This is a genomic window from Acidisarcina polymorpha, from assembly GCF_003330725.1.
In the GTDB taxonomy this organism is placed as follows: Bacteria; Acidobacteriota; Terriglobia; order Terriglobales; family Acidobacteriaceae; genus Acidisarcina; species Acidisarcina polymorpha.
Window position 1 is genome coordinate 839,713 of record NZ_CP030840.1, and the last position, 25,783, is coordinate 865,495.

Here is a 25,783-nt window from a genome sequence, read left to right on the forward strand (position 1 = left end):
TGGATAGGAGGATCCGAGGCACTTTGTTGCTGGAGGCCGGATTCGTCCAGCACTTATCTACAAAACGATCTGAAGACAACTGCAGGCCTGATTGGCGTGTCTGCTGTCGCAATAGGGGATGATGGAGTCGTGTGGCTCGGGATCCCCCGCGCCGGGAAGAAATTTGGGCTCCGTCGACTGATCGATGGAGTCGCTACAAGCTATGCGGTTCGTGGGATGGATGGCGCCACGCTATCCGTCAATTCGTTGTTTCTCGATCGAAACAAAGCGCTCTGGGTTGGGACAGTGGGCCAAGGCATCTACCGGGTCTACAACGGAGAAGCAGATCACTTTGGTAGTTCGGATGGCCTTTCAAGCGATGCAGTGCAGCACTTTTATCAGGACAAGGAGGGCGATGTATGGGTCGTCACTTCTAAAGGAATCGACCGGTTTCGCAATCTTCCCGCGAAGACCTTCTCCCTGCGTGAGGGACTCACGGCAGATAGTGTCGGTTCCGTATTGGCGACTCGCGATGGCGCCTTGTGGATTGGGAATCAAGGCGGCCTCGACATCCTGCGACACGGCACATTTGCGAAGATGAGTTCACATGATGGCCTGCCCGGGCAAGACGTGACAGCGTTGCTTGAAGACCATGGGGGCAGGGTATGGATCGGTGTCGATGGAAGTCTGGCAGTCTACGATCATTACCGATTTAGGTTGGTAAAAAGGGAGGATGGAGGCGCCGTTGGAGTGATAGTTGCCATGGCCGAAGATGCCGCCCATGATATTTGGGCGTCATACACGGGAGTTGCTGGTAATCCGCCCGGGCTGCTTCGCATTCGGGATCTCAAAGTCATAGAAAACATTTCCTTTCCGCCCGACGGGGGGGCACTCACTCTTGCGTCGGATCATGAAACGGGCATATGGCTAGGTCTGAGGAATGGCGGTGTGGAGCGATATCGCGGTGGGCACTTCGAATCAGTAGCTAAGAGTGGTGATGGCCCTGAAGACGCGGTGGCGAATCTACTCGTGGATCCAGACGGATCGCTATGGGGAGCGACCGACCATGGACTCATATGGTGGAAGGGAGACCGGGCAGCGACTCTAAATTCCAGGAACGGATTGCCTTGCGATTCCGTCTACTCGCTGATCCGCGACAACCTTGGCTCGCTTTGGCTCTCGACAAGGTGCGGATTTATCACAATCCCAGCGTCAGAGGTTTCGAGATGGCAGGAACAACCTGAAGGCGCCGTGAAGATAAGGTTATTTGATATGTTTGACGGAGCCCAAACCGCTCATACTTCCTTCCACCCGAGCGTATCCAGGACTGTGGACGCGAGATTGTGGTTTGCAAATGACAGCTTCGTGCAGATGATTGACCCCAGTCATCTGGAGACAAACAATCTGCCTCCGCCTGTTCATATCGAGCAGGTCATGGCGGACAGAAAGAACTACTCGCCGACCGATGAGGCACGCCTCCCCGCGCTCACGCGCGATCTCGAAATCGACTACACGGCGCTGAGCTTTGTGGTCCCAGGCAAGGTCCGCTTCCGCTACAAACTGGAGGGGCGCGACACCGACTGGCAGGAACCAGGAACAAGGCGCCAGGCTCTTTATAGCGATCTTCGTCCCGGGAAGTACCGATTTCAGGTGATCGCTTGCAACAACGATGGTGTGTGGAATGAAGAGGGCGCCGTTCTCAACTTCAGCATTGCGCCTATGTGGTATCAAACGGCATGGTTTCGAATCTTATGCCTCGCCTCCATCATGGTCATCGGGTGGATCCTGTACCGCATTCGCGTGCGGCAGGTCGCTAAGGCCATCGGCGCGCGCTTCGATGAACGGCTCGCGGAGCGCACGCGCATGGCGCGAGAGTTGCACGACACCTTCCTTCAGACGATTCAAGGCAGCAAATTCGTAGTCGACGACGGCCTTGAGGAACCTTTGAACGCGGAGAAAATGCACCGCGCATTGGGGCAGGTCTCCGGTTGGCTCGACCAAGCGATTCAGGAAGGCCGCGCGGCACTGAATTCGCTGCGGTCCTCGACGACATTGAAAAACGAGCTTGCGCCGGCGTTGCGGCGGGTTGCGGAAAGTGGAGTGGTTCCTGAGGGGATGACCATCTCGGCTTCGGTCATTGGCGATGCGCGCGAGCTGCATCCGATCGTTCGCGACGAACTGTATCGAATCGGACACCAAGCGATTCAGAATGCAAAGGCGCATTCCCACGGGAGATCTCTAGAGATCGCCCTGATCTACGGCCATGATCTTACGCTTCATGTGCGGGACAATGGGGTCGGGATCGATCCAGGCTATGTGATGAGCGGGAGAGAGGACCATCATGGCCTGCAAGGCATGCGCGAGCGCGCTACCCGCATCCAGGGACAACTAACGATTCTTAGTTCCGCTGAATCCGGTACCGATATCTCCGTGGTCGTACCCGGTCGCCTGAGCTTCTTGTACCCCGGCACGGGCATATTTTCGAGGATCCGCAATCTCTATCGCCGCGCCATTCGAAACCATGATCCTTTGTAAGTTCGTTGCAATGTCGATCGAGACATTCCCTGCAGATTGACGAGCCCAAACTGCGCGAGCAGCATGCGAGTCTTTGCGCTGAAGTTGTGGATCGCAACGAAGCCGGAATTGCCTGTAAGAGAAATAAGGTCTGCGCTACAAAGCACTCCATCCAACTTGAGACAGTACTAACTTAGCCATAGTAGGTAGTTGGGTGACGCTTGACGATATCTGAGTGGGCTACTCAGATTCTCGATGTTTTCGCACTATGGCTCGACAACTTGGGAGCAGGATTGTTACGCCGGAAGCCAAATCCTGAAGACGCTTCCACTCTTGCCCGGAGTTACTCGGCTGCGCGCCTTTATCCTTCCACCGTGACGTTCAACAATCCTTTTCGAGAGAGCGATGCCCGTCGCCAAGTGTAATTCCTCTTTCTGTGAAGCAAAACGGCTTCGCTTTACCGCCTGGGAGAACAATATGGGGCACTTCAAATGGACAGGGCACTTCAAATGGTGAGATACCATCTGTGTAACCTGCTTCAACGTGCAAGCGGCGGCCCACAAAGGGTCCTTTTATGTTCGCTCAGGGAGCATCTTCGACGGGCTGCACCAGAAAGCCCGCTGTCTCCCCACCGAAGTAGCGCCGTCGCATCCAGAAAGCGACAATGACCAAACCGATGAGCGCCGGGACTTCGATCAGCGGGCCGACGACACCCACGAACGCTTCCCCTGAGTTCAGACCGAAGATGGCCACGGAGACAGCAATCGCAAGCTCGAAATTATTCCCCGCCGCCGTAAAGGAGAGGGTTGCCGACTGCGCATAGTTTGCGCCTAGCCGCTTGCCCATCCGAAAGCTCACCAGGAACATGATGAGGAAGTAGATGACCAGAGGGACGGCGATCTTCACCACATCGAGCGGCAATCTTACGATCAGATCACCTTTGAGGGAGAACATAACCAGAATCGTGAACAGCAGCGCGACGAGCGTTAGAGGGCTGATGCGAGGAATAAAACGGGTCCGATACCACTCCTCACCCTTCAGTCGCAGGAGAATATAGCGGGTTAGAAACCCGGCAACGAACGGAACGCCCAGGTAGAGTCCGACGCTCATTGCAATCTGACCGATACCGATAGGGACAACGCTTCCCTCCAGGCCGAACCACTTTGGCAGCACCGTCAGGAAGGCCCAGGCGTAAAGACTGTAGAAGAGGACCTGAAAAACGCTGTTGACGGCAACGAGCCCGGCCACATAATCCGTGTCGCCTTCGGCCAGCTCATTCCAGACCAGCACCATTGCGATGCAGCGGGCAATGCCGATCAGGATCAGGCCGCGCATATAAGCCGGCTCACCCTTGAGAAAGATGACCGCGAGGAGAAACATCAGGACCGGCCCGATGAGCCAGTTCTGCACGAGCGAGAGGCCGAGGACGCGCTTATTGCGAAAAACCTCACCCAGCTTTTCGTATCGGACTTTAGCCAGCGGGGGAAACATCATGATGATCAGGCCGACTGCTATCGGAATGTTCGTCGTACCGGATTGAAAGCGATTGACGAGGGCCGCAAATGACGGAACGAAGTGACCCACGGCAACGCCTATTGCCATTGCCAGGAAGATCCAGAGCGTCAGGAAGCGGTCGAGGAAAGAGAGCTTCTTGCGGGCGCACACCTGCCCTTGCGTGTACGGGGTGGGAGACAATCAGCAGACCTCGCATGATGCTTCTGAAACGGTTGTGGGCAGAGGAGCGCCATCGAGGAGAGGGTATTTAGCCGGAGAGCAGTAGGCTTTGGAGAGCCGTGCGCGGTCAGCCTGCAAGGAGCGATCTTCTTTCATCCAGGCGAGCGTATCTCTCAGGATGTTGGCCGCGCCGATGTGCTGCGGGGTGACAATCCTGTAGTGCATCCAGGTCCCCTGCCGGCGAACGGTTACGATTCCGGCGTGTCGCAGGGAGGCAAGATGCCGGGAAATCTTCGGTTGAGGCTGGCCCAGTACCTCAATGAAATAGCAGACGCAAAGCTCCTGGTCGCCCATGAGGTTTAGGAGCCGGAGCCGCGTGCTATCGCCGAGTGCCAGATAGAACCGCTCCATATCGAAAGTTGCTTGCTTCACCATGCCATCGAATATATTCGTTTTGACAGATATACTCCATCGAAATATATTCGATCCACCGCATATAGGCGGGGCGCATGACCACCTTAGCTCTCAAAGCCCATCTCGCAATTAACGTCCACAATCTGGCAGCCAGCGTCAATTTCTACCGAAAGCTTTTCGGGGCCGAGCCTTCAAAGGTCCGCACCGGCTATGCAAAATTCGACCTCACTAACCCCTTGCTCAACTTTTCGCTCAATGAGCAGCCGTTCAACGAGGCTGGCGCGCTCTCTCACATGGGGATTCAGGTACGGTCTACAGAAGATGTTTTGGCGATCCGCAAGCAGTGGCACGAACGCGGCCTCTTCACCCGCGACGAGATGCAGACCGATTGCTGTTTTGCCACGCAGGACAAAACATGGGTCAAAGACCCAGACGGCAACGAGTGGGAAGTGTTCGTGGTGCTCAAGGACAGTCTACCGGAGCACGATCAGCCCGAGGCAGCAGCGTCATGCTGTGCGCCGACCTGCTGCGCTGAGAACCAGGAGCAATCCGTAGAGGTGACAGCAAACTGATGAAGACCTTTATCTTCGCCTGTATTCATAATGCTGGCCGGTCTCAGATGTCCGCAGCTTTTTTCAATAAGCTGGCGGACTTCCGGCTAGCGCGGGCTGTATCCGCAGGGACGCAACCAGCCGAGAAGGTTCATCCAATTGTGGTCGATGTCATGCGCGAAGTCGGCATTGATCTTGCCCAGACTAAACCACAGAAGCTCACCCAGGAGCTTGCGCAGGGGGCGGATGCCCTAGTCACGATGGGGTGCGGAGATGAATGCCCTTACGTGCCGGGTTTGCGTCGTCTGGACTGGCCGCTTCCCGATCCAAAGGGCCTACCCATAGAAGAGGTGCGCTCGATCCGGGACGAGGTTCGGCTTCGCGTTAGTCATCTGGTCGAGGCCGAGGGACTGCAGCTGTAGCCCTTCGACCGTCCCGTACAGGGTCAGCGTGGAAACGCCATCCGTCCTGCGATAGCCTTAGCGAAGAAGCCTCGCTGAGCGTGGCCAAGCTGAAAAGGAGAGGCATGTCCGCGTACCTGATTTCATTGTGCAGGCAGGTTAGTGATCGAGAGCGCCTGGAGGATTGCTGGGCAAATGTTGCGCCAGCGTTCAAGGGTGTTCAAGCCAAGCCGCTCGTAGCCTACACTCCGTTCGAAGTTCTTGAAGGAGATGGCAACTTCCAGGGGGTGGTGTTGTTTGAGTTTTCTTCAATGGAAGAGGCGCGGCGGTGGTATAACAGCGCGGCCTACCAAGAAGTGAAAAAGCTCCGCGAAGGAGCAGCCGACTTCGATCTTCTTCTCGTGGACGGCGGCGTCGTGTCGGCAGCAGTGCAGCAAATGCCGCAGTCTCACAAAGGGTAAGTTTTGACCCACGACTTCCCTGCCCTATTTCCAATGGCTTGGCGGGTCAAAAGATGCATCCGGAAGCCACCTCCATCCGAGCCAATCGAGTAATGTAGCCTATGGTGATGGTGTTAGTAAATTAGATCAATTCGGGAAAAAGGAGGGGCAATTCAGCCTCTCCATTTCTCGACGAAAATCTTCTAAGGGAACTGATAATGGAAGGCACTGCGAGCCTTGGAGCAGTATTGAACGCGCCTTTTTCGCGCACTCTTGGGGGCGAAGAATCGCCTAGCCCTCTACAGGGAAGTGTTGCCCCCGTCAAACGGGGGGATCGCATCGCAAGTCTCGATGTGCTGCGAGGTTTCGCTCTTCTCGGAATTCTTGTGGCCAACATAGAAGGTTTCGCAGGGTTGGAAGGGCGATTCGAGATACCCATTGGAGTAGCAAAAAACGCTTTTGTAGGCCCACATACGCATTTGAATCTGGTCATTCTATTTCTGAAGTGGATCTTCATTGAAGACAAAATGCGCGGACTCTTCGCGATGCTCTTCGGCGCAGGCGTGGTCTTGCTCACGGAAAGAATCGAAAGAAACAATGGGCAAGTAAACTCTGCCGATATATTTTTGCGCCGCAATATGTGGCTGTTTGTGTTTGGCGTCCTGCACGGAACATTCATATGGGACGGCGACATCCTTGCCGAGTATGCTTTCAATGCACTCTTCTTTCTCTATCCATGTCGAAAGCTCAAAGCCAAGAGCCTATTCGTTGTCGGCACGATTGTGTGGATAGGAATTGGCACCCTTGCTTCGTCGGTCGCTGAGGGCGATTTTGAATATCTACGGTTGTCGCGGCAGAAGTCCGCGTTAGTGGCGATTGAGAAGTCAGGCACGAACCTGACTCCGGCACAGAATGAAACCAAGAAGGAATGGCGGGCGCTGATTACAAAGAATGAATTGCGGAGCACTGATGAGGCGAACGCCAATGCGGCGAAACGACGCAACGGGGGCTATATCGGATATGTCAAAGACAGAGGGACCGGATTTGTACGGCATTTAGGCGACTTCGAAAGTGGATACTATTTTGCCGATATCCTTGGTGCGATGCTTATTGGCATGGCTCTCTACAAGAGTGGATTTTTAATCTCCAAATTACCGTTAAGCACTTATCTGTCGACGGCGTTTGTAGGGTTTCTCATCTCCACCCCGCTCTATGTTGTGGGGATATGGAAGGCGTACGGCAGCAGTTTTTATTTTGCCGTGATAGAAAAGTGGATCGTATTCCCTCACAACTTAACTGCTGAAGCCGGTACACTGGCGAACGCTGCGCTCTTGATGATCCTTTTCAAAGGCAGGGTGCCGCGTACACTTTTGCGTCCTTTTGCCGCCGTTGGTCAGACTGCGCTCACGAATTATCTTCTTACCAGTGTTCTGTGCCAATATCTCTTTGTTTTCGGACCACTCGAATTATATGGCCGGGTTGAGTATTACCAGTCTCTCTACTTTGTTCTCGCGGTCTGGGTGGTAAACCTTGTAGCCAGCTCTCTCTGGCTACGCCACTTCGAATTCGGGCCGGTTGAGTGGCTGTGGCGCTCCCTTACCTATTGGAAATTACAACCCATGCGCCTTCGCAGTAAGTAGCTGGTTCTGTCGAAGGCATTTCTTCTCCGTCATGTCCATACCGATTCTGATGGGGCCGCGGATTCTCCCTGCAGGATACGGCACCCTCCGCGCCGGTTGCGATTATCAATCAGAGGCTGGCACGCGAGTTCTTTCCGAATACGAACCCGATTTGAAAGAGGTTCTTCCTTGGATGGGGTGACAAAGAACGCCGTTGGACAGAGATCATTGGGGTCTAGGCCGATTGTCATTACGGTGACATGCGGGATGAGCTGTCTCCGGTTCAAGGTGAAGTATGCCGAGGTCCACCCAGGAGCGGACCTTGTCTCCTACGGCAAGCAGCGCCAGTTGGCTTTCCGGCATTCAGGAGCGCAATGTCCTGGGCGCGGGATCGGGACAGCTCCGACGACTAGTATGTGAGAAGACTAAAGCAAATCAGTGCATGGACGCTTCGATCTCCTCCGCGGTATAAGGAATTCCAGGAGTCAGCAGTTCCGCTCCGTTGCGGGTGATTCTGTACATGTCTTCCAGGTAATAGCCCTGCCCGTCGATGGAGGCGACGGGCGCGAAGTCGATAACGGATTCTGCGCTTAAGGGCCCTTTCACGTGAGCAGGAAAAAGATGGGTATAGTGAACTAACCAATATGGATCGTTCTCCCGTTTAGACCAGCTCTCAATAGCTCTCAGTGCAAGTGAGCTTTTGGCGGATGCGCGATGGCGAAGAAGCTCCGTACTCCAGGCATCGAAAACCTGTCCTTCTGTGACGCCTTCTCGGAAGACGCTGACGCCTGCCCGATAAGCAGCTATGAAGATATTCCATGTCTCCCGCTGATCGTCAGTGAAATGGCCCGATACGGGGACTGTCCGTCCCAAGTTGCCCTCATAGTGACTCGACTCGCAGCCAACGTCGAAGTGAATTAGATCGCCTGCCTGCATGGCAGTGTTGAGATGGTCATAGCGCAAGGAGGAGGAGTACACCTGCGGAACCACACCATTCTTGCCGGCCGCGACGATTGGCCAGTACGACACTCCATGCGCGCCAGCTTGCCAACAACTGTCTACGATGGCGAGTTCGACTGTTCGTTGCGATACTCCAGGACGGACCACCCTTAAGCCGGCTTTCATTGCGGACACCGTCGCTTTGCCCGCAGACCGCAGTGCAGCGACTTCATCGGCGCTTTGAATTGCCATCACTTCATGCATACCTGACGTTTCGTCCTTGAGATGAAACGTGGGCCACTCCTTGGCGATGACCACAGCCCACGACGGAGCCTTTGCGTTTGTTGACCCTACGATATTCTCCGGCAAGTCTGGGAGGCTCAAAAACGGCACAGTGTAATAAAGATTTCTCGGTGTGACAGCACGTTCCGTCAGAAATTGCCGCAGCGCTGATATATCAACCACATGATCGATGCCTAGCAGCCTCTCCGCTTCCGGACCGGGTGCGACTTCAGATCCCGCAGCGACGGAAGTTGAGGCGAGAAACAACCAACTCTCGCCTGAGGCGCCATCGATTGCCAGAAAAGCGCCCAGCGCGTTCTCCAATCCGACAAGGTAGTAGAATTCTGCCGCTTGATGCAGCCCATCTTCATAAGCGTCCATTTGGGAAGTTGCGCGAACCAACAGGATGCCGTCATGCACCTTGGCGGCGGCGCGGTAGCGTCGGTTCTGAAGCTCTCCACGATCAGCAGCAAATGCTGACAGTAGGCAGGGTAAGAGAAACAGCAATGATAGAAGACATGAAAGCACCGTCTCTTTCCGTAGCGGGCAAATTACCGATGCCGCTTGCAATGATTCTTCATGTGCGTTCATTTCAAATAGGAGCGATGCTCTCACACTTAATTCAATAAATAACACGAAAGCAGTCTGGTTGATCAATCGGTAGCAGCTCACTCTGGCGCCAGGGCTTCCAATTCGGCCCGGTTGGGTGGCTATAGCGTTCTCTCACCTACTGAAGACAACAACCCATGCGTCTTACCCGATGAAATCAGGGACCGCGATTGCAGCCCTTGATTTCATCGGTTGGCAGAGGCTTATACCGCTTCTTGGAGCTTCCGCGTACCTGCGGCTAGTACCGCCTCGCGGTTCTGCTCGACCCATTGGCGTAATCTCAGAGGCTTTCGTCTCGTTAAATCTTCTACGGTCGTTGTAACCCCTCCGAAGTTGAGCAAGCCTTCATAGGTTTGACGAACCCATTCGAGCATACTCGCAGCATAGGTAGCCTCAATCGACGGTGGAAACGTGATCGCGCCGGCGGTCACCTGAGCTATCAGATCTTTGGGCGTGAGTACCACTCCGTGCACCGGCTGTCCGAGCCCCGCAGCGATCTCCGCGGCCGCTTCTGTTCCGTTCAATACATCTGTAGAGAGCCAATATTGCTTCCCTGAGTGACGTTTTGGCCCTTCGGCTAACACCTGAGCGGCGACAGCAGCGAGGTCGTCCGGAGCGATCCATCCTACGGGCTGATCTCCTGCAAACCAAAAGAACTTACCGTCAACGATAGGTGTAGTCGTTAATAAATTGTCCATGAAGAAGTGAGGGTGCAGATGGGCCCACGCGACACCTCTGCCTTCGATGTACCGCTCAACCATCTCATGCCATGCAAAGTGAGGATCGGTCATACGACCATTTCCGAAAATACCCAAATGAACGATGAACTGCACGCCAGCGTCCGCCGCTGCGTCCACAATGTTCTTGCTTTGATGGACCATCGCTACGGTATAGCCGGTCGCGAGGAAAAGGCGGTCAATCCCGACCAACGCAGCAGGGAAGGTCTGCGGGATATCCAGGTCAAGATGCACGGCTTCCTTGCCTTCGCGCTTCCAGGCTTCTACCTGCTCGCTATTTCGCGACGAATATATAACCTCAACACTATCCCGCATGTGTTCCAGATTGGCGATCACAGCCTTGCCCGTGCGACCTGTTGATCCCAAAACCAAAATCCTCGGTTTACGTTCAATGTTTTCGTTGCTACCCATTTTGAACCTCTCTCTCTCACGTGACAACGTGCGTTATACTTGATGTGATAACGGTCGTTGTCGATTCATCGAAAATATGAGCTGCAGCGAATGCCCGACACGGGAGTTCATAATGCCTGGCATTTATCCCGCGAAACTAGACCATCTATAGGGGGTGCTGCATTGAAGCAGTGGTCTCGAGACAATCCCAAAGCCGCCATGATGGAGCAGAAGCGCTCCGCTGTGGTTGCGGCAGCGAGGCGCTCGTTCCTGGACAATGGATATTCGCAGACTTCGATGGACGCAATCGCAGCACTTGCCGAGGTTTCAGTCAAAACAATCTATCGTCACTTCGAGAACAAAGACGAATTGTTCAGCGCTGTAATGCAGGCAGTCTGTCGAGACAATGGTGTTTCATCCGGAGACGATGACGCCGCAACCTTCTCTCACCGGTATCCGTGGTTTGATGACGCCTCTATTGAAGGCTTGTCGGCCGGAGGTAGAGAATACCTCGACTATGTCTTGTCTGAGGAGCAACTGTCTCTCTATCGAGTGGTGATCGGAGATGCCCACCGTTTCCCGGAGCTTGGTCGTCGCTACCAAAGAGAAGTAGTGAATACAAGGACAGGCATCTTTGTGAGGTATCTGGATCACTTTGCAAGAGTGAATAACTGGAAGCTGAGGGATACAACCAAAGCTGGAGCCGTGTTCGAGGCGCTTCTGCGCGGAGGATTCTTCGAAGAGGTTCTTCATGGAGTGCGGAATGTGGGGACGAAAGAGAAGATTGCCCATGCTCGGTCGGTCGCGAAGTTAATGTGGAAGCTCCTTCAGGCTGAGATACTTTAGGTCGACTCTGAGCTGCTCTCGACTCCTTGACGTGAGCACCCTGGGGAACAACAATCACCACCTTTGCCTGATCTGACAAACCGGGTCGAACGGGGCGGATCCCGGCGTGGAACGATACAAGAATGGCACCCAAACCGTCTAAGCGAAGGCGGCCATGAAAGAGCGGGTGGGAAGTCATAGGAGTTCAGCACGGTGCGTCAATTGATGAAATAGAGGCTGCGTTCCGTGGAAAGCCGAAGAGGCTGCGCTTGGACTGGTAGAAACGATGCCGCGATGACAGAATTAAATGCCACACCCCAAGCGTGGAGCATTCTCAGCGACCGATGCGATGAGGCGCATCCAGAGCCCTTGGAGCAAAAGGATTCCGCGGCGTGGGACCAACATCGGAAGGAGTTCAAGGAGGCATTGGGGGGAGGATTCGCGGCTATCCGGACAACACCTACCTGCAGCGCCGAGCTTGGTTCCTTCTTGCGGTTCAGGATGACACAATTCCAGAAAAGGACGGCATTGCGGCGGTGGATACCTTTCTGCGTGCGGTCGATCCTTACGATGGGCCCAGCTCGCGCTGGGCGTTTTACCCGGACGCGGCTCAACTTCTGGTAAAGCGGGGCGGCCAGCCGGAGCGGGAGATCGATCTGCTGAAGCAGGCGAAGTCAGATGATGAGAGCGGTTGGGCGCGCGGTAACAACAGCGACAATCTTAGCGACGTTGAAGTGAAGCGAAGACTTGACTGGCAGAGGCAACAAAGGCAGTACCTGAATGGGCTGATGCTGAAGGCTGCGATGCAAGCGAACAAGCCAGAAATCGCTGCGGAGTTGCGTGCTGCCGTGGAAGGCCCGCCGCCGGACGATAAGAAACTGTTGCAAGAGTACCGGGCGAATCACGCGCGAGTTGCGCTGTTGACGGGAAACAGGATCGACGCCCTTGCGTATTATCAAATGGTGCTTCAGACGAAGTTGGAAGCTCCAAAGCCCTTCAAGGGAAGGTTTCGCGATGACCTGGGCGATGAGGGTCATGCACTTTGGAAGCAGCAGGGTGGAACAGAGACGGCCTGGGCCACCGGGAGCAAGATGCCGTCCGCGGATAATACGATTCTGGCCGAGGGTCGGTGGGAGAAACCGAAGAGATCCATTCCAGACTTCGAGCTTATCGATCTTTCTGGCAAGACATGGCGGCTGAGGGAGTTGAATGGAAAGTCGGTGCTGATCGACGTGTGGGCGACATGGTGCGGTCCGTGCCAGGCGGAATTGCCGAATCTTCAGAAGCTTTACGAACAAGTAAAAAGCCGTAGCGATATCCAGATACTCGCCTTCAATTACGACAGCGACGTAGGCGTGGTTGGACCGTATTCGAACGAAAAAGGCAATACATTTCCAGTGTTGCCGATCGTGAACGCTGCACAGATCGAGGACGCGGTTAATGACAACGACATTCCGCAGAACTGGGTCGTCCTGGACTGCAGCGGGATATTCCTGTGGCGACAGATCGGTTATAGACCAGAGAACTACGACGACTTTTCGAAAGATATGCTGACACGGCTGGGCGCTGAGGCTGCGAACGAATAAACGACGACCGGGGCATCGCGATTTCTTCGGCCGATGAAATGTATATATTTCACCTGTTTATACAATTTATGGTTGTTTACTGGGTGCACCCTTAGCCAACGAGGCGGAGACCGTCCCATCAGCCGACGCTCCTTAAGAATTTCTTCGTGGCTTCCGCCGGCGTCAGGATTTCGCTATCGACGAGCATCCGGCCAGAATAGCCCCCACTTTCAGCGAACTCCCAGGCCACTGAATGCCCTTCCCCCGCCAGCTTCGCCCACTTGGTCCGTTTGGTGGGATTCTGTTCAATCCAGTAGCCTCCGTCGTCTGCCTTGAACGACCTCAGGCGGTCATCATGGGCAGTGCGATCAGTCCAGCTAGACATGTCGGCTAGCGTCGGCGGCATACGACATGATAGCTCGCTGCCGGGGAGACCGGTAAGGATTAGCAGCAAGCGTCGCTGCGCTTGACCATCTCGTCCTTTCCGGCTATCCGATTGTGGCGTCTTCCAACCGCCAGAATCGTCTGATCTAGCGATAGGAGAACAGAATGCCAGAAAACAGCCTTGCAAGCGAAACTTGACAGGTTGCAGGCGGAGAACGATCGGCTTAAGAACAGAAGTGAACGGGGGATTACCCTCAAGGTAAGCGAGAAGGGAGCCCCCTCCCATTATGGACTGGGACGATTTTTGTTCACTCTCTAATAAGGAACAGTGGCGCCGCGTGATCGGCTGCGGAGATCGAAGCCTACATTCAGGAAAACGACAGTAAGCTCAAAACGAAGGAGTGAAGCTGTTTGGATGTTGTTCTAAAAAGCCAAGGTAACCGCGGTTCTACGGAGAATGGCGCTTGGATACGCCCAGCGAGTTCGCAACCCTATGCAGCGGAGGAAAGGCGGCGACCAAGCCGCCTTGGAAAACGCTGTGCGTTTCCCACTTTGCCTCCGCACGGCTGCGGCTGGGTTTCTCTGAAAAACAATCCGTCTTTAAGCCACTTGTTGAACGCCGTCAATTGAGTTACATTAACTGCAAATCTGCTTGTAAATCCGGCACCAATCGAACCACGCAGGCCGAAATTTCCAACCTCCTGCGGCTCAGTTCGCGGGGCGGGTCATCTCTTGCCTTGTTTATAGGGTTTCAGAGCCACTAAAACGCTCTCATTCAATATTTCTGGTAATTGACCTCAATATTGATTGAAACTGCGACAGGTTTTCCTAAGAGCTTTGCCGGCTCAAAGTTATATTGCTGAACAGCCTTAATAGCATTTGCATCGAAGTCAGGCGCCAGCGGCTTTACGATATGAACTTCTTTGGGCATGCCGCTCGTATCCACTACCAAGCCTACGATGCACACTCCTTGAAACATCCCTTTAGTGTTGCGGCCATCTGGAAATTGCGGATCGACTGATTTAATCACGGTGGGAGCGCCTACTCCGTTACCGACTTTATAAACAGCAGAAGATGTCTCCGGCGAAGCCGCTCGTTGTGTGACCGGCTCGATGGTTACGGCCAGTGCCGTCCCCCACGCTGTTATAGCTCCCATGAAGATCATCGTCGCAGCTGTCAGGGCGTACGTCGCCCAAGGACTGAAGTTCCATGTTTTCGTTTTCACCACCATGACTCGCTTCTCCAAAATGTCAGCATCGAAAATTCCGATGGCGTGTGAGGTCATAGCTCGCGAGTTTGTGCGAATCATCGTCGCGAGCCGCAGCAAAGACTCTGTGTAATCGAAAGGGGTGAGAAGTCTTTCCGTGGCCATGCTGTCACATACCATCTCGCGGGTTTGTGCTATCCGTGACTTCAACACCCAGGTAATCGGATGGAAACATAAGCTAAGGCTGAATAGTTCATAGAACAGATTTTTTATAAAATCATGGCGCTTCATGTGAGCAGATTCGTGAGCAAAGGCAGCTAGCAAATCCTGTGAAGAACAATTTTCAAGGAAGTCTGGGGGGAAAAGTAGGACAGGTTGACCAAAGCCTAGAGCAACTGGCCCCCTCACCCGTTCTGAGATCCGCACTTTAATGGGTTTAAGCGAGTAGAACTGAGTGCAGCGACGCCAAAGGTTCTCCTGTTCCTCAGTAAGCAAGGCTGGAGAAGCGTCATAGATAAGCTCCTGTGTATTACGGATCGACCAGCCTAAACGAATGGTGAAGTAGAGCAGCACCAGAAGATAGGAGCAAATTAGGCCATATGCCGCAGGGGTCGGAATACTCAGTGCTCGACGAAGAGGTGTCTCTGCAGCCTGAGCAGCCTCAAACGCTATCGAGGAATGTGTGGGGAAGCTGGAGGAAGTTGCCAAACCTACAAGAAACCGCAATGGAGGGATGGCCGGCATTGAGACGGCCAGTGAAAAAGTCACCACCCATGTGGCGTGTTCCGAGCGTGAGCCAAGTTTCTGAAACACAAGGCTAATCAGCCACCCCGCGCCGGAAATAAAAGGCAATTCCCAAACAGAATTCACCAGGTACGACGTGATGAGGCTGGAGACGCTACTCATTTATCCTCCCCCTTGGCGCAATGCCGCGATAGTGCGACTTAGATCAGCAATTCGTTCAGGATCCACTTGCCGGCTCTTGATAAGGCTCATAACCAGCTCTTCCGAAGATCCCCCAAAAAGGCGTTCTACAAATTCACGCACAGCTTGCCCGAGGACAATTTCCTTTGAATCTGTTGTGCTGTACACGTAGGCGCGTCCGTTGATCCTGCGCTCGACCCTACCTTTACGATGAAGAACATTCAGCATCGTTTGAACGGTGTTGTACGCCAGGTCATTGATCGGCGCCAGGCTCTGCTGCACCTGCTGCACCCCACTGGGCCCGTTCTGCCAAAGAACCTGCATAATCTGCAGTTCTAATGGCGTCAGAGCACCCGAGCCTTTTTTTCGACCTCCCATCCCGCATCTCCTAAATTAATAGGAGATTAGTTTAGAGGCACGAAAGCTGTCAACCTAAATATTTAGGTATGAGCTTTGCATGGGTGGGGTGGTGTTGAATCTAGTCACACAAGCCCCGCGCCCAAGCGCTTCATAAAAGCCCACGACAACCGGTGTTGTCGTGGCGCTAAATGTAGTCAGCACAACCGAAACCGTATGTGGGATGGGTGTCGCTGGTTGAATTCCGTAAGGAAGATTGGCCAGTAAAACAAACAAAGCACAACTGACAAACATTAGGGCTATGAGCGGAAACACTGGAGCGGGGCGATCTAAGGTGGTGTGATCGTGCTGCGTGCATGGACATCCTCCCACGACCCGTTGGAGCATGCCCACCGAGGTTGCCTCTCTGAAAGTTAAATGCGTCTGATACCCTTGACCGGATTGGCTGCACCGCGCCGAACGCGGCCAACAGCCTTATCTTTCGAGTGTCCTAACGTACATCATAATTTGCGTCGCATCGCTCTGCGACATGTCGCATTTCTCATCGCTATCTTCCATACTCGTGGTTGACCTCGATGGGAAAGCACATGCCTCCTTTTTTTCTGGTTCTCTCTATTATTTGCTTCGGCCTTGCATTCGCTGAAATACTTACCAACCGTTCCCTCCTCAGGCAATTCACACCTCGAGGCGAATATCGTCGCCTAAATGTCCTACAAAGGGTAAGTTCTGACCCACAGCGTCCTGCCTCTTCAGGGCTTGGAGGTCGCAAGCCCTAATGGAAAATTAACCAACACGGAGGATCAAATCGATGGATGTCGCGCATGCTATGACCTTTAACATGCCGGGTTAAAGGAGTTGCTGTGTCACGGCGGATCACTCATAGCGTAGCGCTACCATAGGATCCACGCGCGTAGCTCGCCGCGCGGGCACCAGGCAGGCAATTATTCCGACGGCGATCAGCAACGCTGACACTCCGGAGAGCGTCATCAAATCGGTGGGTCGCACGTCATAGAGCAGGCTCGCGAGCAGGCGTGTCACTGCGATTGCGACCACCACACCCCCGACTCCTCCTGCGATCACGAGCACTACGCCCTGCCGGAGCACTAGCAGCCACACATCTCGTCGCTGCGCGCCAAGCGCCGTCCGAATACCAATCTCTCGTGTGCGTCGCGCCACTTCATACGACAGCAACCCATAAAGTCCGATGCACGCCAGGACTAGCCCTAAACCGCCAAAGAGGCCGAACAGCCGCGCAACCAGCCGCTCGTTGAACAGCAACCGGTCGATGCTCTCCGACTGTGTCCGCATCCGAATCAGCGGCAGATTACCATCCGTTCGGTTCACTGCATCGCGAACCGCCGGCATCAGTTCTATTGGATTAACGACCGTCCGCAACTCGAAGGTCGCTCCACCTTCGCTCAGCGGCACATAGGCCGTCGGTGCCTCTTCTGCCCGCAACGTGGCATACTTTGTATCTCCCACTACGCCCACAATTTCCCACTGTGGGTCCTTTGCCTCCGTTCCACCAAAATGCAGACCAATCGGGCTCTTCCCTGCTGCGTACTTCTGCACAAACGCCCGGTTCACCAGCGCTGCCCGCGCAGTCGCCGCCATATCGGCTGCCCCAAGCATCCGCCCGGCGGCCATCGGAATTCTCATCGTTTTGAAGAACTCCGGGCTCACCCTCATCATCTGCGTCCCGACTGTGGCCTTATCGCTCTGCCCCTGAACATGAACATCCTCCGACCACAGATCCCCATCCAGCAGCGCGTCCGAAGAATAACTAACGCTCGCCACTCCCGACAGCGCGGCCAGCTGTCTCTGCAAACCCGTATAAAGCTCCGGAATGCGCTCTCCCTTATAACCCGCAAGCTCCGGTTCCAGCGAGAACAACAGCACGTCGCGCGTGTCGAATCCCGGATCGATGCGGTGCAACTTATCGAGCGTACGCAGCAGCAGACCCGCGGCCGTCAGCACCACCATCGACAGCGCAACCTGCAGTATCACCAATCCGCTCCCCAACCCGAACCGTCGCCCGCTCCCGTGTCCCGTTGCCGTACTGGCCGCCGAGGTACCCTTCAGTTCCGTCGCCACGTTCGCCCGTGCTCCGCGGAATGCGGGCACCAACCCAAACCCAATCCCAGTCAGTACCGCCGAGCCAATCGTGAAGAGCAGCACCCGCGCGTCGGGACGCAAATCTATCTGTAGCGGAGAATACGAATTCTCCGAAAGGAATGTTGCCAGCCCCTTCGCCCCGACATACGCCAGAGCTACTCCCAACGCCGCGCCCGCAAACGAGAGCAGCAGGCTCTCCGTGAGCAATTGCCGGATCACTCGTCCTCGTCCGGCGCCCACCGCCAGCCGCAACGCCATCTCCTTTTCACGAGAGGAGCCGCGGGCCAGCATCAGCCCCGCTACGTTCGCGCAGGCGATCAGCAGCACGATTCCCACTGCCGCCATCAGCAGGATCAGTGGCTGGCCAAACTGTTCCCGAATTCCGACCAACCCTTTCTGTGCCGGCACAAACTCCAGATGCGGATCGTCTCCCTTCTTCCACACCGGCTTCGCGTCGTGGCGTGTGCCACTATCCACCACTTGACTTACAAACCAGGGATTCAGCGCCGCCTGCCCCTGCGTCCGCGACACGCCGGGCTGCAGCCTACCCACCACCGTCAGCCACCAGTTGTTTGGCGTACTGCGGCCTGCCCACTGCAGCCCTAGCGAAGCAGCCTGTGTCAAGGGCACCCACAAATTTACCGACTTTCCCGGAGTCAGGCGGGTGAATCCGGGATTGGCCACCCCAACGACAATGAACACAGCGTTGTTCAGCCGGACTGTCTGTCCAACAACCCCTGCTGCACCGCCGAAGGCGCGCTGCCAGTAACCGTAATCCAGCACCGCCACTGGCGTCGCTCCCGGCTTGTCGTCTTCTGGCTCCAGCGTCCGGCCCAGCGCGGCTCCAACACCCAGAGTCTCGAAGTAGCTCCCTGAAACCAGTTCGCCGTGTGCGATGCTCGCCTGCCCATTGCCGCTTAAATCCAATACTGCCGGCCCCGCAAACGCCGTCTCACTCGAAAATACGTCCTTGCGCTCCCCTATCTCCTCGACCATCGAATTAGACAGCGAGCATCCACTCGCCCCAGTCGTGGTGTTCTCCGACCCGCAGTCTCCAAAGCTGCTCATTCCTAGGTGATGCGGCTGCGAATGCGCTGCCCACTGCAGCACCACCAGCTCGTCCGGATTTCGCACCGGCATCGACCGCAGCATTACTGCGTTGACCAGGGAAAAGATCGCCGTATTTGCGCCAATCCCCAGCGCCAGCGTCGACACCACAACCGCTGTAAACCCAGGCCATTTCCGCAGCATCCGTAGTCCGAAGCGGACATCCTGAGCTAGCGTTTCGACGAAGGTCACGCCGCGCGCCTCCCGACAATCCTCTGTCACCTGCGAAACGCCACCGAACTCCAATCGGGCGCGATGCTCGGCCTGCTCTGGGCTCAGCCCCGCCCGCACATACTTCGCGGTTTGCTCCTCGAGATGAAAGCGCAACTCGTCATCGAGCTCCTCGTTGACGACGCCGCGACGGAAGAGAGAACGAAGGCCAATATAAAGATCGCTCAGCATAAGGAACTCCCGGCTAGATCTAAACCTCTCGAAGAACCTGACCGACGGCAGCCGTTAGCTTCTCCCACAGGTCCTTTTCGACCTCCAGCTGTTTCCGGCCACTCTTGGTTAGCTCGTAATATTTCGCTCGGCGGTTGTTGTCCGAGATCCCCCACTCTGCCTTGATCCAGCCCCGTCTCTCCAGGCGATGGAGCGCTGGATATAACGAACCTTGCTGGATTCGCAATACATCGCTTGACATCTGCTGGACGCGCTCCGATATCGCCCAGCCATGCTGTGCCCCCAACGCTACGGTACGCAAAATGAGCAGGTCCAGGGTGCCTTGGGGAAGATCAATGTGTTTGGTCAACATACCTGCTTCAAGCTCCTCTTTCACTTCTACAAAAGAAACTAAATTATGTAGTGTAGAAGTGCAAGGGTAGCAATTAACTAATGCCATCGGACCATGAAAACTCTCGACAAAATGATGAACAAGCGGAAAACCAAGATGACGGGCGGAGACGACAGCGACCGCAAGCAGGTTTGACGTTGAGAGGAAGAAACCGCCGCCAGTTGTTCGCTGCTTAGTCAACCGCATTGCTCAGGAAGATCCTGTACTCGAGCGACGAACCGATATGCGGCTAAACGGATAAATTGATAAACCAATCGGCGTATGGTGCGTTGATCGCCATGTGACGATTTCAGTCAGGTGCACCGTCGTCCCACCAGGCCGGTCCCCGCTCGCCCAATTGATGTTTCGTTTCGTCGACCTTCCGCCGTGCTGCTTCGCGGCCCAACCCGTCTGAATTACGCATAGCCTCACCCTTGGTCCTCCGCGCCTGCATCAGCTCTTCAAACCGAAGAGCTGAAAGAGGCCGGTTGCACTCGCATCTTCCGCGAGAAAGTGTCGGGGGCCCATCGCGACCGGCCGGAACTGAGCCGGATGATTGATCAATTGCGCGAAGGCGATGTGGTCACCGTTTGGAAGCTCGACCGACTTGCCCGTTCCACGCGGAACCTGCTCGAAATCGTCGAAACAATCAACAGTACCGGAGCCCGGTTCCAATCTCTTTCAGAACCTTGGGCGGATACCACCACTCACGCTGGCAAAATGATCATGACCATCTTTGCCGGCATCGCCGAGTTCGAGCGTGATCTGATTCGCGAACGGACCGGCGCTGGCCGCGCAAATGCGTAAAGACGTCGCGTCCGCTTTGGCCGGCCAAAGAAAATGAACGCCGACCGGCAGACACTCGCTCAACGTTTACTCAAGGAAGGGAAATCCGTTCGAGAAGTCGCTCGCACGTTTAGCGTTCACCCGGCAACCCTCTACCGCCTCCTCACGCCTGCAGCTTGAGCGAATGCGCGAAGAGCAGAGCAGTTTGGCTGGTGCACCTTGTGCTCAGTGAGTACTAGTGAGTATCTGCTTGTTCACGTCTAGGATGGCTTGGGAGATTGCTTCCGGCTTTTGCCGATGCATGGCATGCCCTGACCCAGCTATCTGTCGTAGCTCACCGTATTTGGATCTATGAGAGAGGTCAACCTGGAAGTCATGCCAAGCTAAGTTGATCTGATCGCATTGATGTTGGCTGAGTTCCGGAAAGGCCCCACATGTAGGGAGATCAGTCCTCTCGAGAACGACTAATGGCACATCATCACGCCATCTCAGGCGTTGCTCCGGAGCCAGCAATCCATTGCCTTGAAGGTACTTAGTGTTTTTCCACTCTGGATCAAAATTTGGGGCGATTGCCGCGTCTCGCCACTCTTGCTCCTCATGTGCAGAGTCCACAAAGACGAGTCCCGCAACATCGGTATGATAGCGCTCTTCGTACCTTCGGATCAGAACACCTCCGAGGGAAGCGCCTACCAAGATGTAAGGTCCTTGCAACTGAGCCGCGTGGAAAAGGTCATGCATGTTCTCGACTACTTCGCTCATTGGGTGTGCTCCCTCGACGTGGTCGCTCTGACCAAAGCCAAGCGGATCGTAACTGCATACGTGCGAAAAGGTCTCGACCCGCGACTGCACCTTCGACCACTCCTGGTAGGGACCAATGCCGCGACCTGTAGCCAAGATCACCGTTGCACCCTTATGCGAATCTCCAGTGCATTCCAGAAACATCTTGTAGCCGCCAGAAGCCGGTACTAATCTCCCTGACTGAGTTGCAGACGGTTCCTGTGACGGGTTCTCTTTCGAGCACCCATGCACGACGGGGACTGCGGCGTTGGAGCAAAAACCTGCAAAGAAGCAGAGGGTAATAGCTGAGGCAGCAAGGGTGGAGATAGCCACGAGACGCGCGTTTGCCAGATAGACAGGCCCTATCAGAGAGATCGTTTCATATGCGACTGATCGACAGACACTGGCGACGGTGCCCCTTCCAACCTCGTCAGCATCCCTGAGTTGTTCCCAGAACAGATGCTTCATCTCCTCGCCATACTGCATGCGCAGGCTATCGCCGTGGAGCGAAAGAAGCCGATCGTAAATCCAGCTAGCGAACCGGTGAGAACGTGTCATGCTTTGTCTCCAAGAAGGAAGACGTTCCTTGTTTTGGCCAGTATCAACACGTCACTCTGCCTGACAAATTCTGCTCTAAGAAGGTGCTTTCCCATCTGCGTCAGGCGATATATGCGTCGTCGGTCTCCACTTTGGGTCTCGATCTCTTCTATAAACCCCTGTTCTGAGAGTTTCTGGATCATGTTATAGAGCGTTGCTGGTCCCAATCGAAGCCTGTCGGCAGACAACATCTTTACATCTTGCATGATCGATATCCATGCTTGTCTTCACCAGCCAATGCGAACAGCACAAAGAAGGTAGTGGTGGGGAGAGGCAGTAATTCGGCTATTCCAGCTATACCCTGATCCCGAGGTGACATCGAGCCTCCGTATATCGGTTCTGGTTATATCGGAAACCGATATACAAGGTAAAGCCAGTCGGCGGGTATAAGTGCTCAGCCACTTGCTAGATTGCCCCTGGTGACAGCAATGTTGGGTCTACCCCGCCAGCCCACCGACAAGGCGCTGCCTGACTTCGGGAGGAAGTGAAGGGTTGGTGCATCGCCAGAGACGCCCCTTGACGACGAAGTAGCGTCCATCTGGAGTGACCGGATACTGCGGTTTCATTTCTCCGAAACTTTGATCTCGAACAGAGGGAAGGGTGCGGCTGCGGGACGCTGCACCTTGAAGTCGAGATTAGTCTGCTCGTCCTTTCGGGTGTTGCTCCCGCCAGAGCTTCAGCAAGAACGGAGGCATGGCCGAAAAAGCGGCCTTCGTGCGATGGACTTTCGCATGGCAGCTAGGGCAAAGCGAGATTATCAAATTTAGAACTGACTTGCCGGGAACCCTATGGTGAACGATGATGGAACGCTTGTCCCGCCCCGAAGCATCACACACTCGGCACCCCTTGCCGTCCTGCTCCAACACGGCCCCGCGCAGGCCGACTCCGCGGGCGTCCTTTGGAGTTTAAAATTCAGCGTTAGCCGGATTTAGGAGAGGTCCTGTGAGCGACCATACGTTCGCCTCTGGCCTTTACCTGGTCTCGGATCATTCTGACTTCTTCGGTGGGCAGACGTTCTCAAGAATTCGTTTATTGCGGCGTGGGGTGCAAGTGATCTAACATTTTGTCGCGCGCTAGCCGGTTCGGCTTGGAGGGCAAGTGTCGGATATCGAGAATGCGCGAAGAGCGCTCATACAGCGAATCCTGGAAGGTGACGGCAAAGCGGCCCGTATAACGCGCAACGCGGCCTTCGACGATTCCGGGCTAAGCGGGCCCGCACAGATAATGACCGATAAGGTTGTCAACAACGCATACCGGGTCACTGATGGGGACATCGCCGCGGTCAAAGCGTCAGGCTTGAGTGAAGACGAAGTTTTCGAAGTGGTAGTGTGTGCGGCAGTTGGTCAGGCGGCTAGGCAGTACGAGGCAGCCCGTGCGGCTCTCGAAGCGACTTTCGGGGAGGATGAGCGTGCGCCTTCAAGTCCTCGATAACGGTCACGGTTTCGGCACAAAGGCACTCTTCGGGATGATTCAGACTCTGTCACGTCAGCGTGTACTGGACGTTGTGAAACTGGTCAAATATCGACCCGATTTTTACGGGGACCCGATGTCAGCCGTGACTCAGGAGCAATGCGCGGTCCATCTCCCTGGTCTGTAGCGGATCGCGAGTTAATGGCAGCGTTCATAGCGAAAACAAACAAGTGTGAGTTTTGCACGAAGGCTCATTCGGCAGTGGCGGAACGGGCGTCCTCCAATCGAGGAATGATCTCTGCCTTCTTGTCTGATCAAGATACCGCATTCATCGGAGAGCCGTTGAGGGCGACACTCCTGATGCTAGGGAAGCTGACGCGTGAGCACACTGTGAATGCAGATGATATGCGGCCCGTACTCAAAGCCGGTGCCTCGCGCGAGCAAATCGAAGATGCTCTTGCCGTCTGCTTTTCATTTAACGTCATGCACGCTTGGCCGACGCCTTTGGATTCTCGGTCCCGGGTCCTGAGGCTTTTTCCGCCGGCGCGAAATACCTGCTCGCTCGCGGATATTGATGAACCCCGATTGAGGTCGTTTCTTTCAGGAGCGGCCTTGCGGGCTGGAACGACCCGTTACGAACCTCCATCGTACTAACTTACCGGAGATTTTTTCCGCTCTCGCCAAAGCGATGCAAAAGCACGCTCCCCGTCATCAGCAATCTCACCCCGAATGCTGCCCTAATGTGCTTCAACCGCCCACTATGCAATCGCTAAACCTAGACCCAGTCCTCCAGCCTCCCGGTTGCGAGATCTGTCGATGCGATAGAAGCGATCAAAGACGCGGTCCTTCGACTCAGGAGGAATTCCTGACCCCTGATCGGCCACGCTAATCTCCACACGTTGTCCACCACACTCGATCCGGTCAACGATGCGTACGGACACGCGGATCGTGCTGCGACTAGGCGAATACTTGACGGCATGTCCAGAGAATTGACGACAGCCATCCGCAGGAACAAGCGATCTGCCAGAAGCTCGCAATCGCTGCTCTCAGCCATGAGGATTGTCTGCGCCTTGTCTTCTGCCAAGACCTTCACGATGGCGATGGCTTCTTGGACGAGTTCCATTGCTGAAAATCTAGACCGGGTGAGGGTCACCTCTCCAGCATGAGAAATGGTACGCAGAGTGTCAATCATGGTGGTCAGTCGGGCGACCTCTTCCAACATGCTCGCAATGCTGAGATCGTCAAGGACAATACGCGATGGAGTATCTGGCGAAACCCGCCGATACAGTGCCCGGATGCGAGCCAACAACTCGGGAAGCGCAAATGGCTTGATGAGGTAGACACAAGATGCAGAGGCCTTCAAAGTCCGAGTGCAGGGCTTGCAAAAACGCTACCTTTGCGTGCCGTTATTGACCAAAAGCCACTTCAGTATCCTCTGAAAGGCTCTTCATGGCGTCCCCTCGGATGTGTGTTGAGGCGGCCAATCCGACCGGCACAATCACATGGCAAGAAGCTAAAGTCGAAGAGGTCGTGGTCAGAACTAACCGGACGGCAGCCAATTCTAGGTTTACTCTTCCCGGACATCCCCCCGCCTATAAAACGTAGGGCAAAGAACCGAGGGAACCATGCCTCGAAGCCGCGCCAACCCCATGGTGAGCGGGTTCAGTAGCAGAGTAGGGTGGTTTCTCTGGCCTGCGGTATCGGCCTTGTCTTTATGATCTTGCTACTTTTATTTTTACTGCGCCGGCGAAGATGATGTTGTCTTACATTCGCTGTAGAGGTCTCGGTCGGTCGTTCCAATACTCAGGAGGTTGCTTCTAACCACTTATCTAAGAAACCCAGTAATTCTTCAGGGGGCCTTAGCCAAATATCGGCAAGCGTCTCTCGAGGTTCATTATGCACATATACTCTCAATCCTCTGCCTGTCAAAGCTCGAAACGCTTCTTCATCGGCCATATCGTCGCCTAAATAGGCCACCACCCCGTGTTGCGCTTCGCCTCTAACGGCTCTTCATTGAGAATGCAATTGATCACTTCTACAGTGGAACAACCTGATGCTCTCACCTCGAAGCCCCCATCGAAGGAATGCCATTCTAGGGCTGATTGGTCACTCAATCGCCGGAAGAGGGCGGGAACAAGCTCGATGAGCTGCCGCTCAACTTGAGGATGCCGACCTCGCGTGTGTAGTGCCACGCTTCCCGGCTTCTTCTCAACGAGTTCGGACAATCCATTCTTATTCAAGGTGCTTTCTAGCCGGGCGAGTGCACCTTTTTGGTGACGGCTGAGAGGCGTAACTCTATAATCGCCATTTGGAAGGAGCCTCTCTCGGCCGTTGCTTCCCCAAAACCTCAACATCGAGGGCAGGCAAAAAGCTTGCCAGCTCTCTCGCAGGCCACCCCGACATCAACA

25 protein-coding genes and 1 pseudogene are annotated in these 25,783 nt (G+C 55.0%); 12 read left to right on the forward strand and 14 right to left on the reverse strand.

Features of this window, described 5'->3' with window-relative positions:
* Positions 1 to 96 precede the first annotated feature (96 nt).
* Positions 97 to 2,514, forward strand: coding sequence for a ligand-binding sensor domain-containing protein (locus ACPOL_RS03700; protein WP_161557188.1), 2,418 nt, complete (start codon positions 97 to 99; stop codon positions 2,512 to 2,514).
* Between the two features lie 561 nt (positions 2,515 to 3,075).
* Here the strand turns inward: ACPOL_RS03700 and arsB are convergent.
* Together arsB and ACPOL_RS03715 are read right to left on the reverse strand one after the other, a co-directional pair.
* Positions 3,076 to 4,188 (reverse strand): ACR3 family arsenite efflux transporter, encoded by a 1,113-nt coding sequence (arsB, locus tag ACPOL_RS03710; RefSeq protein ID WP_114205871.1) that lies wholly within the window; start codon positions 4,186 to 4,188, stop codon positions 3,076 to 3,078.
* Positions 4,189 to 4,602 (reverse strand): ArsR/SmtB family transcription factor, encoded by a 414-nt coding sequence (locus tag ACPOL_RS03715; protein WP_114205872.1) that lies wholly within the window; start codon positions 4,600 to 4,602, stop codon positions 4,189 to 4,191.
* Between the two features lie 74 nt (positions 4,603 to 4,676).
* On the opposite strand from ACPOL_RS03715, the gene ACPOL_RS03720 reads away from it, so the two are divergent.
* The 4 genes from ACPOL_RS03720 (at position 4,677) to ACPOL_RS03735 (ending at position 7,613) form a co-directional block, all read left to right on the forward strand.
* The gene (locus tag ACPOL_RS03720) at positions 4,677 to 5,153 is read left to right on the forward strand and encodes an ArsI/CadI family heavy metal resistance metalloenzyme (protein ID WP_114205873.1); all 477 of its coding nucleotides are present in this window, start codon (positions 4,677 to 4,679) and stop codon (positions 5,151 to 5,153) included.
* Positions 5,153 to 5,554 carry an arsenate reductase ArsC gene (locus ACPOL_RS03725; protein WP_114205874.1) on the forward strand — a complete coding sequence of 134 codons (402 nt, stop codon included), beginning with the start codon at positions 5,153 to 5,155 and terminating at the stop codon, positions 5,552 to 5,554. Before ACPOL_RS03720 ends, ACPOL_RS03725 begins: the two co-directional genes overlap by 1 nt.
* 104 nt (positions 5,555 to 5,658) lie before the next feature.
* The gene (locus ACPOL_RS03730) at positions 5,659 to 5,994 is read left to right on the forward strand and encodes a DUF1330 domain-containing protein (RefSeq protein ID WP_114205875.1); all 336 of its coding nucleotides are present in this window, start codon (positions 5,659 to 5,661) and stop codon (positions 5,992 to 5,994) included.
* A 227-nt stretch (positions 5,995 to 6,221) separates the two neighbouring features.
* A complete protein-coding gene (locus ACPOL_RS03735; RefSeq protein ID WP_161557189.1) occupies positions 6,222 to 7,613 on the forward strand; it encodes a DUF418 domain-containing protein in 1,392 nt (463 codons plus the stop codon).
* 414 nt (positions 7,614 to 8,027) lie between these two features.
* On the opposite strand, the gene ACPOL_RS03740 is transcribed toward ACPOL_RS03735, so the two are convergent.
* Together ACPOL_RS03740 and ACPOL_RS03745 are read right to left on the reverse strand one after the other, a co-directional pair.
* Positions 8,028 to 9,341, reverse strand: a complete 1,314-nt coding sequence (locus tag ACPOL_RS03740; protein ID WP_161557190.1) for a M24 family metallopeptidase — start codon at positions 9,339 to 9,341, stop codon at positions 8,028 to 8,030.
* Positions 9,342 to 9,625: 284 nt separating this feature from the next.
* A complete protein-coding gene (locus ACPOL_RS03745) occupies positions 9,626 to 10,570 on the reverse strand; it encodes an NmrA family NAD(P)-binding protein (protein WP_114205878.1) in 945 nt (314 codons plus the stop codon).
* Between the two features lie 90 nt (positions 10,571 to 10,660).
* Here ACPOL_RS03745 and ACPOL_RS03750 point away from each other — a divergent pair, with 90 nt between their 5' ends.
* Together ACPOL_RS03750 and ACPOL_RS03755 are read left to right on the forward strand one after the other, a co-directional pair.
* Positions 10,661 to 11,395: a TetR/AcrR family transcriptional regulator gene (locus ACPOL_RS03750; protein ID WP_114205879.1), complete on the forward strand. Its 735-nt coding sequence runs from the start codon at positions 10,661 to 10,663 to the stop codon at positions 11,393 to 11,395.
* Between the two features lie 371 nt (positions 11,396 to 11,766).
* The gene (locus ACPOL_RS03755) at positions 11,767 to 12,960 is read left to right on the forward strand and encodes a TlpA family protein disulfide reductase (protein ID WP_114205880.1); all 1,194 of its coding nucleotides are present in this window, start codon (positions 11,767 to 11,769) and stop codon (positions 12,958 to 12,960) included.
* 118 nt (positions 12,961 to 13,078) lie between these two features.
* Here the strand turns inward: ACPOL_RS03755 and ACPOL_RS03760 are convergent, their stop codons facing one another.
* Entirely contained in the window at positions 13,079 to 13,324 is a 246-nt protein-coding gene (locus tag ACPOL_RS03760; RefSeq protein ID WP_150132897.1) for a hypothetical protein, read from the reverse strand.
* Positions 13,325 to 13,787: 463 nt separating this feature from the next.
* On the opposite strand from ACPOL_RS03760, the gene ACPOL_RS34495 reads away from it, so the two are divergent.
* Positions 13,788 to 14,087 carry a hypothetical protein gene (locus tag ACPOL_RS34495; protein ID WP_236657211.1) on the forward strand — a complete coding sequence of 100 codons (300 nt, stop codon included), beginning with the start codon at positions 13,788 to 13,790 and terminating at the stop codon, positions 14,085 to 14,087.
* Positions 14,088 to 14,098: 11 nt separating this feature from the next.
* Here the strand turns inward: ACPOL_RS34495 and ACPOL_RS03770 are convergent, their stop codons facing one another.
* The 4 genes from ACPOL_RS03770 to ACPOL_RS35680 form a co-directional block, all read right to left on the reverse strand.
* A complete protein-coding gene (locus ACPOL_RS03770) occupies positions 14,099 to 15,436 on the reverse strand; it encodes a M56 family metallopeptidase (protein WP_114205882.1) in 1,338 nt (445 codons plus the stop codon).
* Complete coding sequence (locus ACPOL_RS03775) at positions 15,437 to 15,832, reverse strand: BlaI/MecI/CopY family transcriptional regulator (protein WP_114205883.1); 396 nt, start codon at positions 15,830 to 15,832, stop codon at positions 15,437 to 15,439.
* Positions 15,833 to 16,684: 852 nt separating this feature from the next.
* Positions 16,685 to 19,435, reverse strand: coding sequence for an ABC transporter permease (locus ACPOL_RS03780; protein WP_114205884.1), 2,751 nt, complete (start codon positions 19,433 to 19,435; stop codon positions 16,685 to 16,687).
* Between the two features lie 19 nt (positions 19,436 to 19,454).
* Positions 19,455 to 20,006 (reverse strand): PadR family transcriptional regulator, encoded by a 552-nt coding sequence (locus tag ACPOL_RS35680; protein ID WP_338026746.1) that lies wholly within the window; start codon positions 20,004 to 20,006, stop codon positions 19,455 to 19,457.
* A 312-nt stretch (positions 20,007 to 20,318) separates the two neighbouring features.
* Between ACPOL_RS35680 and ACPOL_RS33945 the strand changes: the two genes are divergently transcribed.
* Both ACPOL_RS33945 and ACPOL_RS36015 read left to right on the forward strand, forming a co-directional pair.
* Positions 20,319 to 20,612, forward strand: coding sequence for a recombinase family protein (locus ACPOL_RS33945; RefSeq protein WP_236657212.1), 294 nt, complete (start codon positions 20,319 to 20,321; stop codon positions 20,610 to 20,612).
* A gap of 30 nt (positions 20,613 to 20,642) precedes the next feature.
* Positions 20,643 to 20,771, forward strand: a pseudogene (locus ACPOL_RS36015) (helix-turn-helix domain-containing protein); the annotation flags it as partial.
* A gap of 45 nt (positions 20,772 to 20,816) precedes the next feature.
* Here ACPOL_RS36015 and ACPOL_RS03795 read toward each other — a convergent pair.
* The 4 genes from ACPOL_RS03795 to ACPOL_RS34500 form a co-directional block, all read right to left on the reverse strand.
* Positions 20,817 to 21,926: an alpha/beta fold hydrolase gene (locus ACPOL_RS03795; RefSeq protein WP_114205886.1), complete on the reverse strand. Its 1,110-nt coding sequence runs from the start codon at positions 21,924 to 21,926 to the stop codon at positions 20,817 to 20,819.
* Positions 21,923 to 22,171, reverse strand: a complete 249-nt coding sequence (locus tag ACPOL_RS36020; protein WP_114205887.1) for a PadR family transcriptional regulator — start codon at positions 22,169 to 22,171, stop codon at positions 21,923 to 21,925. The genes ACPOL_RS03795 and ACPOL_RS36020 overlap by 4 nt, the downstream gene beginning before the upstream one ends.
* A 231-nt stretch (positions 22,172 to 22,402) precedes the next feature.
* Positions 22,403 to 22,531 carry a hypothetical protein gene (locus ACPOL_RS35405; protein ID WP_275066506.1) on the reverse strand — a complete coding sequence of 43 codons (129 nt, stop codon included), beginning with the start codon at positions 22,529 to 22,531 and terminating at the stop codon, positions 22,403 to 22,405.
* 69 nt (positions 22,532 to 22,600) lie between these two features.
* Entirely contained in the window at positions 22,601 to 22,831 is a 231-nt protein-coding gene (locus ACPOL_RS34500) for an HNH endonuclease (RefSeq protein WP_338026747.1), read from the reverse strand.
* A 232-nt stretch (positions 22,832 to 23,063) separates the two neighbouring features.
* On the opposite strand from ACPOL_RS34500, the gene ACPOL_RS03810 reads away from it, so the two are divergent.
* Together ACPOL_RS03810 and ACPOL_RS36025 are read left to right on the forward strand one after the other, a co-directional pair.
* A complete protein-coding gene (locus tag ACPOL_RS03810; RefSeq protein WP_114205888.1) occupies positions 23,064 to 23,396 on the forward strand; it encodes a hypothetical protein in 333 nt (110 codons plus the stop codon).
* A 138-nt stretch (positions 23,397 to 23,534) separates the two neighbouring features.
* A complete protein-coding gene (locus tag ACPOL_RS36025; protein ID WP_414633331.1) occupies positions 23,535 to 24,029 on the forward strand; it encodes a carboxymuconolactone decarboxylase family protein in 495 nt (164 codons plus the stop codon).
* Between the two features lie 104 nt (positions 24,030 to 24,133).
* Here the strand turns inward: ACPOL_RS36025 and ACPOL_RS36030 are convergent, their stop codons facing one another.
* Positions 24,134 to 24,316 carry an ATP-binding protein gene (locus ACPOL_RS36030; protein ID WP_414633332.1) on the reverse strand — a complete coding sequence of 61 codons (183 nt, stop codon included), beginning with the start codon at positions 24,314 to 24,316 and terminating at the stop codon, positions 24,134 to 24,136.
* Positions 24,317 to 25,783 lie beyond the last annotated feature (1,467 nt).